This window comes from Enterobacter sp. GD03975 (genome assembly GCF_029838645.1).
Lineage (GTDB): Bacteria > Pseudomonadota > Gammaproteobacteria > Enterobacterales > Enterobacteriaceae > Enterobacter > Enterobacter quasihormaechei.
Window position 1 is genome coordinate 66,755 of record NZ_JAOBZC010000010.1, and the last position, 14,222, is coordinate 80,976.

13 protein-coding genes are annotated in these 14,222 nt (G+C 58.2%); 5 read left to right on the forward strand and 8 right to left on the reverse strand.

All coding sequences use genetic code 11. The features are described from left to right. The first annotated feature begins 23 nt into the window (after nucleotides 1-23). The 3 genes from N5C09_RS16000 (at nucleotide 24) to N5C09_RS16010 (ending at nucleotide 1,497) form a co-directional block, all read left to right on the forward strand. Complete coding sequence (locus N5C09_RS16000; RefSeq protein WP_279749413.1) at nucleotides 24-338, forward strand: putative quinol monooxygenase; 315 nt, start codon at nucleotides 24-26, stop codon at nucleotides 336-338. Between the two features lie 151 nt (nucleotides 339-489). Continuing rightward, entirely contained in the window at nucleotides 490-930 is a 441-nt protein-coding gene (gene lysM, locus N5C09_RS16005; protein ID WP_003862507.1) for a peptidoglycan-binding protein LysM, read from the forward strand. Between the two features lie 39 nt (nucleotides 931-969). Next, nucleotides 970-1,497, forward strand: a complete 528-nt coding sequence (locus N5C09_RS16010; RefSeq protein WP_279749414.1) for a hypothetical protein — start codon at nucleotides 970-972, stop codon at nucleotides 1,495-1,497. 12 nt (nucleotides 1,498-1,509) lie between these two features. On the opposite strand, the gene N5C09_RS16015 is transcribed toward N5C09_RS16010, so the two are convergent. From N5C09_RS16015 to N5C09_RS16025, 3 genes are read right to left on the reverse strand one after another with little or no spacing between them, the layout of a single operon-like run. Beyond that, the gene (locus N5C09_RS16015) at nucleotides 1,510-2,697 is read right to left on the reverse strand and encodes a glycoside hydrolase family 88 protein (protein ID WP_279749415.1); all 1,188 of its coding nucleotides are present in this window, start codon (nucleotides 2,695-2,697) and stop codon (nucleotides 1,510-1,512) included. 27 nt (nucleotides 2,698-2,724) lie between these two features. Next, nucleotides 2,725-3,990 (reverse strand): oligosaccharide MFS transporter, encoded by a 1,266-nt coding sequence (locus tag N5C09_RS16020; protein ID WP_279749416.1) that lies wholly within the window; start codon nucleotides 3,988-3,990, stop codon nucleotides 2,725-2,727. Between the two features lie 31 nt (nucleotides 3,991-4,021). After that, complete coding sequence (locus N5C09_RS16025; protein WP_279749417.1) at nucleotides 4,022-5,836, reverse strand: DUF2264 domain-containing protein; 1,815 nt, start codon at nucleotides 5,834-5,836, stop codon at nucleotides 4,022-4,024. A 166-nt stretch (nucleotides 5,837-6,002) separates the two neighbouring features. Between N5C09_RS16025 and N5C09_RS16030 the strand changes: the two genes are divergently transcribed. After that, nucleotides 6,003-6,842 carry an AraC family transcriptional regulator gene (locus tag N5C09_RS16030; protein ID WP_193033611.1) on the forward strand — a complete coding sequence of 280 codons (840 nt, stop codon included), beginning with the start codon at nucleotides 6,003-6,005 and terminating at the stop codon, nucleotides 6,840-6,842. 52 nt (nucleotides 6,843-6,894) lie between these two features. Here the strand turns inward: N5C09_RS16030 and N5C09_RS16035 are convergent, their stop codons facing one another. Genes N5C09_RS16035 through N5C09_RS16055 form a run of 5 tightly spaced genes read right to left on the reverse strand, consistent with a single transcriptional unit; the run spans nucleotide 6,895 to nucleotide 11,556 of the window. Continuing rightward, the gene (locus tag N5C09_RS16035; protein WP_063451166.1) at nucleotides 6,895-7,770 is read right to left on the reverse strand and encodes a MurR/RpiR family transcriptional regulator; all 876 of its coding nucleotides are present in this window, start codon (nucleotides 7,768-7,770) and stop codon (nucleotides 6,895-6,897) included. Further along, entirely contained in the window at nucleotides 7,767-8,717 is a 951-nt protein-coding gene (locus N5C09_RS16040; protein WP_107533815.1) for an iron-siderophore ABC transporter substrate-binding protein, read from the reverse strand. The genes N5C09_RS16035 and N5C09_RS16040 overlap by 4 nt, the downstream gene beginning before the upstream one ends. Nucleotides 8,718-8,726: 9 nt before the next feature. After that, a complete protein-coding gene (locus tag N5C09_RS16045; RefSeq protein ID WP_279749418.1) occupies nucleotides 8,727-9,767 on the reverse strand; it encodes an iron ABC transporter permease in 1,041 nt (346 codons plus the stop codon). Beyond that, entirely contained in the window at nucleotides 9,764-10,747 is a 984-nt protein-coding gene (locus tag N5C09_RS16050) for an iron ABC transporter permease (protein ID WP_279749419.1), read from the reverse strand. The genes N5C09_RS16045 and N5C09_RS16050 overlap by 4 nt, the downstream gene beginning before the upstream one ends. Next, on the reverse strand, nucleotides 10,744-11,556 hold the full coding sequence (locus tag N5C09_RS16055; RefSeq protein ID WP_279749420.1) for an ABC transporter ATP-binding protein: 813 nt from the start codon (nucleotides 11,554-11,556) through the stop codon (nucleotides 10,744-10,746). Before N5C09_RS16055 ends, N5C09_RS16050 begins: the two co-directional genes overlap by 4 nt. A gap of 376 nt (nucleotides 11,557-11,932) precedes the next feature. Here N5C09_RS16055 and N5C09_RS16060 point away from each other — a divergent pair, with 376 nt between their 5' ends. Beyond that, nucleotides 11,933-14,062 (forward strand): TonB-dependent siderophore receptor, encoded by a 2,130-nt coding sequence (locus N5C09_RS16060; RefSeq protein WP_279749421.1) that lies wholly within the window; start codon nucleotides 11,933-11,935, stop codon nucleotides 14,060-14,062. The last annotated feature ends 160 nt before the right edge of the window (nucleotides 14,063-14,222 follow it).

Here is a 14,222-nt window from a genome sequence, read left to right on the forward strand (position 1 = left end):
CCTGGAATTAGAAGGAGTTAACCATGCTTACCGTAATTGCTGAAATCCGTACGCGTCCCGGCCAACATCACCGCCAGGTGGTGCTGGATCAGTTCGCGAAAATCATCCCGACCGTTCTGAAGGAAGAAGGCTGCCACGGCTACGCGCCGATGGTGGATGCCGCTACCGACGCTAGCTTCCAGGCAACCGCGCCAGACTCCATCATCATGGTGGAGCAGTGGGAAACCGTCGCCCACCTTGAAGCACATTTGCAGACCGCGCATATGAAAGCGTGGAGCGATGCGGTGAAAGGGGATGTCCTTGAAACCCACATCCGTATTCTGGAGCAAGGGGTTTAAGTTCTGTGAAATTTGCCGGGTGGCACTGCGTTTACCCGGCCTACAACTTTCCCCCGCAGGCCCGGTAAGCGTTAACGCACCGGGCTTTTTTTATCACCTTACCGCTCAACTGCTATGCTTATTCTGACTTCATGTTTAACAGGAGGATGGAATGGGTCTTTTTAACTTCGTGAAAGAAGCAGGCGAAAAGCTGTGGGACAACCTGACCGATCATAAGGGTCAGAGCGACAAAATCACCGAGCACCTCAAGAAACTCAACATTCCCGGTTCCGATAAAGTTCAGGTTAACGTCACCGACGGCAAGGCCAGCGTAACGGGCGACGGACTGACGCAGGAGCAGAAAGAAAAAATCCAGGTCGCCGTCGGCAACATCGCGGGCGTCAGCGAGGTGGAGAACAATATCACCGCAACGGACGCCAAAGATGAAGCAACCTACTATACGGTGAAATCCGGCGACACCCTGAGCGCCATCTCTAAAACCGTGTACGGCGATGCCAACCAGTACAACAAGATCTTTGAGGCGAACCGCCCGATGCTCTCCAGCCCGGATAAAATTTATCCCGGCCAGACGCTGCGTATTCCTAAGGCATAACGTCTGAGGCTATTGGTTCACGTCGCGCAGAGGAACAGCATGAAAATCGCTTGTCTTGGCTGGGGCTCGTTAATCTGGAAAAGCGGCGCGTTACCGGTAGCCGGTGAGTGGCAAACCGACGGGCCATCACTGCCCGTCGAGTTCTGCCGCGTAAGCGATGGCGGCGAACTGGCGACCGCCATCTGCATGAACGCGCCCGCCCTGCCTGTGCTTTGGGTATGGCTGAACGCCACTTCGCTCAGCGTGGCCTCTCAGGCCCTGCGCGAGCGGGAGGGCATTCCTGACGATCGTTGCGATGGTATCGGCTCGCTGCTGATAACCGGACGCAACGCGGGAGCGATCTCGACATGGGCGAGGGAGAGAGGAATTGAGGCGCTCATCTGGACCGGGCTTCCCCCGAGAAGCGCGTCGCAGGAAGGCAGGGTTCCTGCCGTGGACGAGGCCATCGTCTATCTCGACAGCCTCAGCGGACAGACCCGCAGCCATGCGCGGGACTATATTTGCCGCGTGCCTGCCCAGCTTGATACGCCCTACCGGCGCGCCATTAAAGAAGTGCTTGGGTGGTGATACCCCTGCCCGTTACCAGTACAGCTTCCAGCTCTGGGTGAAGCGCACCAGCGCCTCAACATAGAAGTAATCGCCCCAGCTTGCGCACTCATCCACGCCTTTGTTGCTCGCCAGGTGGTAGACCGAGTGCTTGAGGATCCCGTTGCCCTTTTCGTCTTTGCCCATCAGATAGTGCTTCGTCAGCGACGACATGATGCCTTTCGCCCACTCCAGATACCGCTCCCGGTCCGGATCCGTCACCGGCAGATGCTTCACCAGCTCCAGCAGCCCGCACACCGCAATCGCCGCCGACGACGAGTCGCGCAGCGCGTCGGTGCCCACCAGCGCCAGATCCCAGTGGCAGACGTAATCCTCCGGCAGGCGGTTGAGGAAGTAGTTCGCCAGCCGTTTCGACAGGGCAATCATCGTTTCATCGCCGGTATAGATATAGCTCAGCAGGAAGCCGTAAATCCCCCACGCCTGCCCGCGCGACCAGCACGAGTCGTCGGCATAGCCCTGCTGCGTGTTGCCGTAGCGCGGCGCGCCGGTTAACACATCCATATAGTAGGTGTGGAAGGTGGACGCATCGTCACGAATAAGGTACGTCGCCGCCTGCATGACGTGCGCTTTGGCCGCGTCGGCAAAACGCGGATCGCCCGTCTGCTCGGTTGCCCAGTAGAGCAGCGGCAGGTTCATGTTGCAGTCGATGATCATCCGTCCGGCCTGATCGGGATCGGAGAGATCGCCCCACGCCTGGATGATCTTCGCCTTCTCATGGAAGCGCTCCAGCAGCGCCTCCGCCGCCAGCAGCGAGAAGCCGCGCGCCTCGCGGTTGCCGGTGAGTCGCCAGGCCGCCACGCAGGAAAGCGTGTACAGGAAGCCTAAATCGTGGGTGTTGGTGTCGTTGCGCCCGGCGATGCGCAGGCCAAACGAGCGCACGTGTTTTTCCGCCATCGCGCGAAATTTCTCCTCGCCGCTCATCTCCCACGCCAGCCACAGCTGGCCGGTCCAGAAGCTGGTGGTCCACTCCACGTTTTCGGTCAGCGGATAAAAGCCCTCTTTACAGGTCTCCGCCGGGAATTTGTCGCCGAACGCCGTTAAATGACGGCTAATCAGGTCGAGAACGTGGCCGCGGGCCGAACTCAGCTCATCGTTGAACGCGCGGGAATCAACGGGCGCAGCGATAGCGGACAGACGTTCCTCTTTGATACGACTTAACATATTTCGGTTCCTTCTTTGACGGCGTAATTAGCGTGTTGAGGTTTCTGCTACGTTCAGCGCACGGGCCCCGCGCCACTTGCTCTGGCAGGCGGATAACGTAAAGGCAGAAATAAGGGTAAAAGTCAGCGCCGTAGCGCCCATGATGATATAGGTGTGCTCAAAGCCGATGCGGTCGTACATATAGCCGGCAGGAGAAGAGACCACCACGTTGCCAACGTACAGCATCGCCTGATAGCCAAGTAAATACATGGTGGCATTGACGCGCTTGTCGAAATGCTCGGCGATATATTTAAAGACCGACACCAGCAGCAGGCATATTTCCAGGCCGTACAGCGGCTTAAGCACGGAAATTAACAGGTGAGAGTCACACATGCCGGAAATAATCAGACGCGCCCCGACAATCAGCCCGACAATTAACAGTCCGCGCTTGGCGCCAATAAAATTCACAAACAGCGGGACCACCATATACATGACAAATTCCATGCCCGACTGCACCGTACCGAGGTAGCCAAATACCGCGTTGCCCTCGTGAATATCGTCGAAGAAGGTGACGAAATAGCGCGAGAACTGCTGCTCGGCGATAAACATCATCCACGCCACGCCCGCCACGTACAGGCAGAAGGCCCAGAATTTGCGGTTTCGCAGCAGGGCATAAACGTCAGACGGGGCGATTTTCTCTTTCGTCAGCACCTCCCCTGCGTGAGCGGAGTTAGTGTTCACTTTCAGGTTCAGCAGGACGATCAGCATCACCACCGACGCCACGCTGCCGAGAATAAAGTTATACGCTGGTGAGAGGTTAAACAGCAGGCCGGAGAAGGACGACGCCACCGCCCAGCCGAGCGAGCCCCACATGCGAATTTGCCCGAACTCCATGCCGTTCAGGCGGCTAAAGCGGTCGGAATAAGATTCGCACGCCGCCACGCCCGCGTACCAGGCAAAGCTTAAATAGAGCGCGCCGATAATAATCCCCAGCAGGGTGTTAGACATTAACAGCGGCTGGTAAACATAAATAAAGAACGGAGCCATTAGCGCCGACATGATCACCACAAAATAAAGCAGGTATTTGCTCATGCCGATCTTATCGAGAATATAGCCGTAGATCGGTTTGAGAATAACGGAGAAGATCCCGTTAACCGCAAAGACGGTTCCAATCACCGACCCGCTAAGATTGGCTTTCTGGCCAAGCCAGATCGCTAGCAGGCCAATACTGGCGGACCAGGTAAAGAAATAGAGAAAAATAAAGCTGCTGATTTTGTAATATTCCGTTCTGCTGGTTGTCGATGTACTTTTCATATCATCCTCGCCGACGTGTAGGGCCAGATTTTTATAATGTGAACGACAGCTTACGTTCGCTTCCGGGTTCGTGGATCACGACCTGGTAATGGGTAATGTTCAGCTGCGGTACCGCCGCAGATATCGGTTTTTCGCAGGCCAGGACGGCGCAGCAGAGCCAGCTCTCCCCCGGCGGGAGTTCGGTTTGCAATAGCGGAATGGAGGCGCACCCGGCAAACATCACGCTGCTGTTGGGCGGGGTGACGACGCTGCCCGGCGCGCGGGTGATATCGGGCGAGAGATCGACAATCGCGCTGCTGCCGTTTTCTGCCGTCAGGTAACTTCCCCGCTCGCGCAGCTGGTGGTCCGTTTTCAGCACCGCAAAGCCGCCCTCGACGGTTTGCAGGGTACGTGCGCTGTTGATGCGGTGCAGGCGCAGGTGCCACTCCCCGAACGGGATCTGCCAGGTCTCTATGTGCACGTCGCGCCACGGCGACCAGCGCGAAAAAATGTAGTTTTCCTCCACCCGAACCTCGTCGCATTCGCGACGGCCGCGGAAATAGTCGTCTCCGTCCGCCAGCAGCAGCATGGAATCGCAGGCCGCATGCTTCAGGCCAAAACGCCCGCGCTCAACGGTGAAGCCGAAGCGGCTGGAGTAGGCAAATTTGGTGTATTTCGCTTCGGTGTTGACGTAGTTGTTCAGCTCCAGCTGGCCGGCGGTGAGCATGACGACGTGCTGCGAATCTTTCGAATGCATCAGGATCTGCTGCGCGTGCGGGATCACGCGCGTCTCAGCCAGCGCGGGCAGCGGCTGCTCGTCGGCCTGCCAGAACGGATGCGTCTCCGGCAGCGCCAGAATCAGGTAGGTTTTCAGCGCCCAGTACGGTGAACCGGGGGAGTTGTAGTCCTCGCACATCGCCAGGTTCGGGCAGGCAAAACCGAGGGTGAGAATGCCGTCGCGGTCGGTAATCGGCTGCTGCTGCCACCAGCGCAGATGCCGCAGCACGATGCCCTTCACGATGCCTGGCGTGAACACGTCCAGCTGAGAAAAGGCCACCGCGCTCCAGAAGGCGACCATCGCAAAGCGGTAGGTCAGGCTGCGGCCAAACGGAACCGAGGCGCCGTCGGCGGCGGACCAGTAGATAAAGTCTTCCGCGAAGAGGCGCGAGCGCTCTCGCAGTACCTCCGACCTTGCCTCGTCACCGCTCAGGGTGGCGTAAATCAGGCCGTAGAAGTGGAAGGCCATGGAGATGTAGTAGTCTTTCGGGCGGCCCGGGCCATCGGAATACCAGCCGTCGCCGAGGTAGTAGGCGTCCATCAGCGTAAAGCGACGGTCAATGGCGGCCTGGTCGTACGGCAGTCCGGCGCGCTTAAAGCCGAGCTGAACCATAATGGCAAAATAGTTCCAGTTGCTGTCCGGCATCTGCGCATCGGTGATTTGGTTGAGCCACGCGTGCAGGTTCATCACCTCGCGTCCGGTAAAGCGCGCGGTGAGCGTCTCCCCCAGCAGAGCAAGTCCCAGACCGTAGGCCGCCATCTCCACCAGACGCTGATCGTACGGGCCGGTTTCGCCCCAGTAGCCTGTGCTTTGCGGGTCGGTACCGATCTTGATGGCGGTAAGGTACTTCTCGCTGAACGGCGTGCTTTCGCCGGACGCCATCAGCGGAAACAGCCCCCACAGCGCGCGGGAAAGGCCCTCCATCTGCGCAATATCCGTTGTGTAATGGGCGCAGGTATCGCCCAGCGAGAACCGTGAACGGTTTGCCGGAAATTGCGTGTCCAGCGCTTGTAAAAGCTCATTCAACGACGCCACCACATCCTGGCGTGAAGACAACGGATTTGATTTTTCTTTGTTTGCCGCCCACATCGGTTCGCCCTCGTAATCAACTGCGGCAAAGCATAGTGAATCCGCAAGGGGCAGAAATGTTAGCCGTGTCACAGGCATGAACGATGAATAAACCTCCAGTTGAGAAAATTTAAAAAGGTGGTTTATAAAGACGGTCAGACGGGAAAAAGTTGAGTTTTATTGCACTATGCGCGACACGCCGACATCCGACCTTCTGGAACTGATCGCCCTGAACGATACCGTGGCCTCGTTCAGCCGCCTGTTTGCCAATACCGTGCGCTACCATCACTGGCATCAGTGTCTGGAGATCCTCTACGTGGAAGAGGGCTTTGGCGTAGCGATCGTCGATAATCGTCACTACACCATGCGCCCCGGAAGGCTGTTTTTCTTCCCGCCTTTTACGCTGCATAAGGTAATGGTGGACGAACAGGCAGAGGCGATTTACCGCCGCACCATCATTCACCTCGACCAGCACGCGGTGCTGAAGATCCTGCGGGATTTTCCCCAGAGCCAGCAGCGGCTGGAGCGGCTGTCACGCCGCGGGGGCGAAGCGTGGGTCGCCGATTTAGCCCACTGCCATCACTATATCGACCATCTGTTTGGCTGCTACAAACCGCCGATGAACAGCGAGAGTATCGCCAGCCTGCTGATCGGGCTGTTTGCGATGCTTCCCGCCGATCGCGACGGTGAGCCGGGCAACAGCCAGGGGATCGCCAGCCGGGTAATGTTCTGGCTCGACGAGCATTACCAGGAGAAATTTCGCCTGGACGCGCTGGCCAATGAGCTGGGGAAATCCCGCAGCTACGTATCGCGAAAATTCCATGCGGAAACGGGCGAAAAAATTCATGACTATCTGAATACGCTAAGGTTGCGTAAGGCGTGTGAGTGTTTACTCCACACTGATTCAAGCGTGCGTGACATTGCCGCACAGACGGGTTTTTCCGACGTGACGTGGTTTATCAGCGCGTTTAAAAAAGGGATTGGCGAGACGCCGTTGCAGTACCGGAAAAACCATCGTGCGGTGTGATCGAGGGGACTGCTCACGGCTTATCATCCAGCCCACAGGGAGAAAGTGTAAATCAACCGCTCTTCTTGCCCGGCTTTAACCCTCGGTGAAATTCGTTGATGCGCTTCATAGACCTGATGGTGCGCTGCGGCTCGGTGGAGGCGACGGACAAAATAATCATCTCCAGACACAGCAGCACCGTGCCGTGCAGCGGGATTTTGCCCTTCTCTCCTCCGCGCGGAACGTGGATCACCACGCTGGCCTCTTTGCTAAAGCGTGAGTCAGTGGCGTTGGTCAGCAATATGGTGGGAATGCCCAGGCGCTTCGCTTCACGCAGCGTCGTCAGCCCTTCCCGGTGCGCGGATTTTTGCGCCATCATCACCAGCACATCACCGCGCTGTAAGGCTATCAGCTGTTCGGCGAGGCCGATACCGGTGCGGTTGAGTGGGATCGCAGGCAGGCCGATGCGGCTAAACAGGCGGGAGGTATACTCGGCCAGGATGCCGGATGCGCCAATACCAAAAATAGCGACCTGTCTCGCCTGCGCCAGCAGCGACACGGCCTGCGCCATCGCGTAACGGTTACCCGGTTCGGACAACACATTACAGGTATGCTGATGCCCTTCCAGCACAAAATCGATGCTCGCATTGACGTCACTGGTCAGCGTATTCACCGTGGTGGACATCTTCTCGCTGGAGGTGACCACCGGACCAAACCACTGCTCAAGCGTCTGCTTGAGATCCCGTAGCCCGCCAAACCCCAGCGCCTGAATGGCTCGCACCACGGTGGCGTCCGAGGTTTTTAGCACTGCGGCGATCTCCATGGCCGTCTGTTCCATAACGGCTTCACGGTTTTCATTGATATAGCGCGCCACCTGGAGCAGGCGCGGTGTCAGCTGGTGCGCCCGCGAGCGAAAGCGGTCGCCGTAGACATCTATTTTTCGAATCATCGTGCGGCCTCCGGCAGCGGACGGCCCGCTATCTGCGACTGCACCTGCGCGACCATCAGTCCTAGCGAGGCGAACGAATTTGAGATCGCTTCCTCGCGGGAGATCAGCACGTAATGCCCGGTCCGGCAGGCGTTAAGGAACTGGCACCAGCCCGGCATCACCGCGTCCATCGCCGCCAGCTCGTCCTGCGGTTTACCGCCGGTATCACCGCGCCAGGTGGCAAAAACGAAATCAGCATCCAGCTCCGGCAGGCGCTCGGCGCTGACGTCGATGCGCCCGCCCTCCGGGATGCTCTCAATCAACGGCGGAAAGGTAAATCCCGCATCGCGCAGTACGCGACCGAGTGAATGGTAGCTGTGCATGGCGTTAATCTTTCCCTGGTTAGCCTGAATCACCGAGACGGTGATTTTGCGGGTATCGATGGTCGCCTTCAGGGCCTTGATTTGCTCCTGGTAGCGACGCTCCAGAATCTTCAGCTTCGCCTGCGTGCCGGTCAGCTGTGCTAGCTTGCGGTAGATTTCCGGCGCGCCGCCGTCCAGGTGATCGATACTCACCGTCGGGGCAATTTTTTCCAGCTGTTCCACTGGCGTGTTGCGGGTTGGCTCAGTGACGATCAGGTCCGGCTTCGCGGCGGCGATGGCTTCGATATCGATATCCGCGGTGCCGATGAATGTGATGTCGGCATTATCAAAATCGATGCCCGTCAGCATACCGCTGGAACGCAGAAAATGGCTGCCGTCCGGTCGGGTACGGCCATGGCTGGCAACCGGCGGTACGCCAAGCTCGATCAGCGGAATGGTAATATCCAGGTCGTGCAGGGAAACAATTCGCTTCGGCTTAACCGGCACCACCACTTTGCGGTTCAGGTCGTCAGTAAACGTCTGCGTTGGCTCTGCGGCTCCGACAGCAAAGCCCACCAGCAGCAGCATTGAGAAAAGTACGCGCATCACACACTCCTAAAATCGGTCCCGTCGTTGCCAGAGCAGCAGCAGGAAAAATGGTCCGCCAATCAGTGAAATGACAATGCCCGCCGGCAGCTGCAACGGGAGGAATGCCAGCCGCCCGACGTTATCCGCCAGCAGCACCAGCAGCGCGCCCAGCACGGCGCTTCCCGTCAGCAATGCGGTTTGCCCGCCGCGCAGCAGCAGGCACGCCATATGCGGCGCAATCAGCCCGACAAAACCTATACTCCCCACGCAGGAGACGCAGGCCGCCGTCAGCACCACGGGCGCAAACACGCGCAGCAGCGCGAGACGTGAGGTGCGTACGCCAAGCCCCGTTGCGGCCTGGTTGCCGAGCAAGGCCACGTCCGCGGCGCGCCCGGTAAAAAGCAGCAGGGCAAACGCGGGCAGCGCCCAGGCCGCAGCCATGCCGAGCAGGGTCCAGTTAGCGGCATGCAGGCTTCCGGCCAGCCACAGCATTGCGGTCTGCACGTCGCGCACGTCGGCAGTGGTCATAAAGACGCCCATCGCGGCGGCAAACGTCCACGACACGCCTATGCCGATCAGGATGAATCGCGGACGCGAGATATCGCGGGACAGCGCCACCACCAGCAGCGCGGTGAGTAGCCCACCCGCCATGCCGACCAGCGGACGCCACGCCAGCCCCACTGCCGGAAACTGAAAAATCAGCAGCAGCACCGCCGCGCTACAGCCCTCTTTCACGCCGATGAGTCCGGGATCGGCCAGCCCGTTACGGGTGATGGACTGCATGGCTGCCCCCGCCATGCCAAGCATCGCCCCGCACAGCACCCCCATCAGCAGGCGCGGCAGGCGGATATCCATCACAATGTAATGTGCATCCGCCGTCAGACGTTCAGGGTAAAACAGCGCACGTCCGATGGCGGAAGCAGGAATGGGCAGCGAGCCGTGCGTCAGGCCAAAACTCAGCAGCAGGAGAGCAGCAAGGGTTAAAACGGTCAGATACCACAGCGCCCTCGGGCGAACCAGCGCCGAGAGGGGCCCGAGGCGTAACGCACGCAGTCCGGCCCGGTTCATTTGAACATCCTCGAGGCCATGAAGATAAAGATCGGTGCGCCGACCATGGCGGTCATGACGCCCGTTGCCAGCTCATAGGGCGTAAACAGCGTGCGGGCGGCAATATCCGCCAGCAGCAGAACCAGTGCCCCGCACAGGGCCGAAAGCGGAACCATCACCCGCAGATCCACCGAAACCAGACGACGCACGAGCTGCGGCACCACGAGCCCGATAAACCCGATCGGCCCGGCAATGGAAACGGCCGCGCCGCACAGCAGGGCAATGGCCAGCAGCGCGAACAGGCGGGTTTTTAAGAGCGACACGCCAAGCCCCTGCGCCATTCTGTCGCCCAGCGCCAGCATGTTCATTGCTGGCGACAGCCAGAGCGCCAGCGCAAAACCCACGGCTGCTACCCCAGCAGCGCTGCGGATAGCGTCTGCGTTTAACCCCGCCAAATCTCCCGCCTGCCAGGTCCGCATGGCGAGCAGCGTCTGTTCATCCAGAATCAACACGGTGGCGGTAATCGACGAGGCAAATGCCGACATCGCCACGCCGCACAGCGTGACCTTCATCGGCGTGAGCCCGGTACGCCCGGAAGAGGAAAACATCAGCACCAGCAGAAACAGCACGGCGGCGCCTGCGCAGGCAATCAGCGGCCGCCCAAACGGCAGTGAAAGCCCGAGGGCGCTGGTCAGCACAACCGCCAGCGCTGCCCCGGCATTTAGCCCCAGGATGTGCGGTTCACCGAGCGGATTGCGGATCGCCGACTGCAACAGCACGCCCGCGACGCCGAGCGCGGCGCCCGTCACCATGGCGGCGCACAGGCGTATCAAGCGCAGCCTGACGATCACGTTATGGTCAAAATTGCGCGGATCGAAGTGGAAAAATGCCTCCACCACCGTTCGCGGAGCGATAACGCGCGCGCCAATGCCCAGGTGGGCAATCGCACCTGCCCCCAGCAGCAACGTGAACAGGATGAAAGCCAGAGACGTGCGCATCATGATTTGTCGGCCGCCTGGCGAAACGGCATAAAAAAGGGCTTACCGGTCAGCGGATTAACAGACATATGCACATCAACATCAAACACCGATTTAATGAGCGCCGGCGTGCAGGTGTCGCCTTCGTGCAATACGCCCTCGACTTTCCCCTGACGTAAAAAGACCAGCGAATCACCGTAGTTTACGGCGAAGTTGAGATCGTGCAGTACCACTACCACCGTGCGTCCGTGCCGGCGCGTGAGCGTATGCAGCAGTTCGAGGATCTCTACCTGATAGCGAAGATCGAGGTAAGTGGTCGGCTCATCAAGCAGGATATACGGCGTTTGCTGTGCCAGCGCCATTGCGATCCAGCAGCGCTGGCGCTGGCCGCCGGACAGGCTTTCCACGGGCAAATCGGCAAACGCCGCCGTGCCCGTCAAACATAACGCCTCTTCCACGGCCTGCTCATCTTCCTCGCTCCACTGGCGCATAAGGTTCTGCCAGGGAAAACGCCCGCGCGAAACCAGCTCAAATACGGTTAACCCTTCCGGCAGCAGCGGAGACTGCGGCAGGATGCCGAGCTGCCGGGCAACCGCTTTGGTGGGCTGCGCGTGGATGGCCTTGCCGTCCAGCACCGCGCTGCCGCCAAGCGGCTGGAGCAGACGCGCGATGGTGCTCAACAGCGTGGATTTTCCACAGCCGTTCGCCCCCACCAGAACGGTTATTTTCTGCTGGGGGATCGTGAGGGAGATATCATCAACGATGATTTTTTTCTGGTAACCCGCCGAAAGGTTCTTCAGAACCAGACCCGAAGTTGTCGTGTTGTGAGCCACGTGAATGCCAACGTAAAAAATAAATAAAAATAAAACTCATTCTCTTTTAAGAAGTTTGCCGCTGCGCCGTGTAGTAGTCAAGCCATGTAAACCCCTAAAAAAACCAGGGGTGAATGCATAACACAACACAGTTATCAAGAAGTATTTTTTGTTTTAATTCATAAAGTTAAATATCTGACATCGCGCTAAATAGCCGCGATAACTCGCTGTAGTCGATTTTTTCTTTTTTTCATTTACTACTACATTTGCTCATGTTTGAATGATTCTCAATTACAAGTTCGATGCCATTCAGGCTAACGAACAGACCGTAAGGGCAATGACTCACACATTTCTCCGCGAGCCTTCTCTCGCCGGATTTTTCGGGATAACAGATTTAATGGCTAAATTCACACCTTCATTCTCTGGGATAAAAGGGCGCGCGCTCTTTTCACTGGTGTTTATGGCTCCCCTGGTACATGCAGCGGCAAAAGACGGCGACACCCTGACCGTTACCGCCGATCCGAATGCTACCCTTGACGCTACCAGCGGCTACCAGCCCCTGAACACCTCCACCGCCACGCTAACCAACATGCCGATGCTGGACATCCCGCAGGTGGTGAACACGGTTAGCGACAAAGTGCTGGAAGATCAACACGCGACGACGCTCGACGAGGCGCTGTATAACGTCAGCAACGTGGTGCAGACCAACACCCTGGGCGGCACGCAGGATGCCTTTGTGCGCCGCGGTTTTGGCGCCAACCGCGACGGGTCGATCATGACCAACGGCCTGCGTACCGTGCTGCCACGCAGCTTTAACGCGTCAACCGAGCGCGTGGAAGTGCTGAAAGGTCCAGCCTCAACGCTGTACGGGATCCTCGACCCCGGCGGGCTGATTAACGTAGTGACCAAACGCCCGGAAACCCACTTTGGCGGCTCGCTATCAGCCACCTCCTCGAGCTTTGGCGGCGGCACCGGGCAGTTCGATGTCACTGGCCCGGTTGAAGGCACGCGCCTGGCGTATCGCCTGACGGGTGAATATCAGGATGAAGATTACTGGCGCAATTTTGGCACCGAGCGCAGCACTTTTATCGCCCCGTCGCTGACCTGGTTCGGCGATGATGCCACCGTGACGGTGCTCTATTCGCATCGCGACTATAAGACGCCGTTCGATCGCGGGACAATTTTCGATCTCAACACTAAGCAGCCGGTAAACGTGGATCGCAAAACCCGCTTTGACGAGCCGTTTAACGTTACTGACGGGCAGTCCGATCTCGCTCAGCTCAACGCGGAATATCGCCTCAACGGCCAGTGGACCGCGAAGTTCGACTACAGCTTTAGTCAGGATAAATACAGCGATAACCAGGCGCGCGTGATGGCCTACGATTCAAAAACCGGCAACCTGACTCGCCGCGTGGATGCCACGCAGGGATCGACCCAGCGGATGCACACCACCCGCGCGGATCTTCAGGGGAACGTGGATATCGCAGGCTTCTATAATGAGATCCTGACCGGCATCTCGTATGAGAATTACGACCTGCTGCGCACGGATATGATCCGCTGCAAGAACGTTAAAGGTTTCAATATTTACAACCCGACGTATGGCGATATTGGCAAGTGCACCACCGTTTCAGCCTCCGACAGCGACCAGACCATCCGGCAGGAGAGCTACTCCGCCTATGCGCAGGACGCGCTGTACCTGACCGATAAATGGATTGCCGTTGCCGGTCTGCGCTACCAGTATTACACCCAGTACGCGGGCAAAGGCCGTCCGTTTAACGTGAACACCGACAGCCGCGACGACCAGTGGACGCCGAAGCTGGGCCTGGTTTACAAGCTCACGCCTGCGGTCTCTTTATTTGCCAACTATTCCCAGACGTTTATGCCGCAATCGTCGATTGCGAGCTACATCGGCAACCTGCCGCCAGAGACGTCAAATGCCTATGAAATCGGCGCTAAGTTCGACCTGTTTGACGGAATTACGGCTAATATCGCTCTGTTTGATATTCACAAGCGCAACGTGCTGTATACCGAGAGCGTGGGTGACGAAACCGTGGCTAAAACCGCAGGCCGCGTGCGCTCGCAGGGCGTGGAGGTGGATCTCGCCGGATCGCTTACGGAGAACACCAACATTATCGCGAGCTATGGCTATACCGACGCGAAAGTGCTGGAAGATCCGGACTACGCGGGCAAACCGCTGCCGAACGTGCCTCGCCATACCGGCTCCCTGTTCCTGACGTACGATATTCACAATGCGTTTGCAGGGAATACGCTGACAATTGGCGGCGGCGGGCACGGCGTGAGCCGTCTTTCAGCAACCAACGGTGCGGATTATTATCTGCCGGGCTATTTCGTGGCGGATGCATTTGCGGCGTACAAAATAAAGCTGCAATATCCGGTGACGCTACAGGTGAACGTGAAAAACCTGTTTGATAAGACCTACTACACGTCGTCGATTGCGACCAACAACCTGGGCAATCAGATTGGCGACCCGCGTGAAGTGCAGTTTACGGTGAAGATGGCGTTTTAATAAGAACGGCCCGGTGGCGATACTCACTACCGGGCCTGGACTTTTAACAGGAAAAATCTTAATTGCCCCAATAGCGAACAACCTCCGCATTTCATTTAATTCTTTATTCGGAATAAGCCGCGCTGAAATAGTAAAAGCTTCCTTAATCCTGGCTCCAAAT

Excerpts from the sequence above, each read along its gene's own strand:
- N5C09_RS16035 (WP_063451166.1), bottom strand. The coding sequence starts at position 7,770 with ATGATTCGAAAAATAGATGTCTACGGCGACCGCTTTCGCTCGCGGGCG.
- N5C09_RS16040 (WP_107533815.1), bottom strand. The coding sequence starts at position 8,717 with ATGCGCGTACTTTTCTCAATGCTGCTGCTGGTGGGCTTTGCTGTCGGA.
- N5C09_RS16050 (WP_279749419.1), bottom strand. The coding sequence starts at position 10,747 with ATGATGCGCACGTCTCTGGCTTTCATCCTGTTCACGTTGCTGCTGGGG.
- lysM (WP_003862507.1), top strand. The coding sequence starts at position 490 with ATGGGTCTTTTTAACTTCGTGAAAGAAGCAGGCGAAAAGCTGTGGGAC.
- N5C09_RS16015 (WP_279749415.1), bottom strand. The coding sequence starts at position 2,697 with ATGTTAAGTCGTATCAAAGAGGAACGTCTGTCCGCTATCGCTGCGCCC.
- N5C09_RS16060 (WP_279749421.1), top strand. The coding sequence starts at position 11,933 with ATGGCTAAATTCACACCTTCATTCTCTGGGATAAAAGGGCGCGCGCTC.
- N5C09_RS16020 (WP_279749416.1), bottom strand. The coding sequence starts at position 3,990 with ATGAAAAGTACATCGACAACCAGCAGAACGGAATATTACAAAATCAGC.
- N5C09_RS16030 (WP_193033611.1), top strand. The coding sequence starts at position 6,003 with ATGCGCGACACGCCGACATCCGACCTTCTGGAACTGATCGCCCTGAAC.
- N5C09_RS16045 (WP_279749418.1), bottom strand. The coding sequence starts at position 9,767 with ATGAACCGGGCCGGACTGCGTGCGTTACGCCTCGGGCCCCTCTCGGCG.
- N5C09_RS16000 (WP_279749413.1), top strand. The coding sequence starts at position 24 with ATGCTTACCGTAATTGCTGAAATCCGTACGCGTCCCGGCCAACATCAC.
- N5C09_RS16025 (WP_279749417.1), bottom strand. The coding sequence starts at position 5,836 with ATGTGGGCGGCAAACAAAGAAAAATCAAATCCGTTGTCTTCACGCCAG.
- N5C09_RS16010 (WP_279749414.1), top strand. The coding sequence starts at position 970 with ATGAAAATCGCTTGTCTTGGCTGGGGCTCGTTAATCTGGAAAAGCGGC.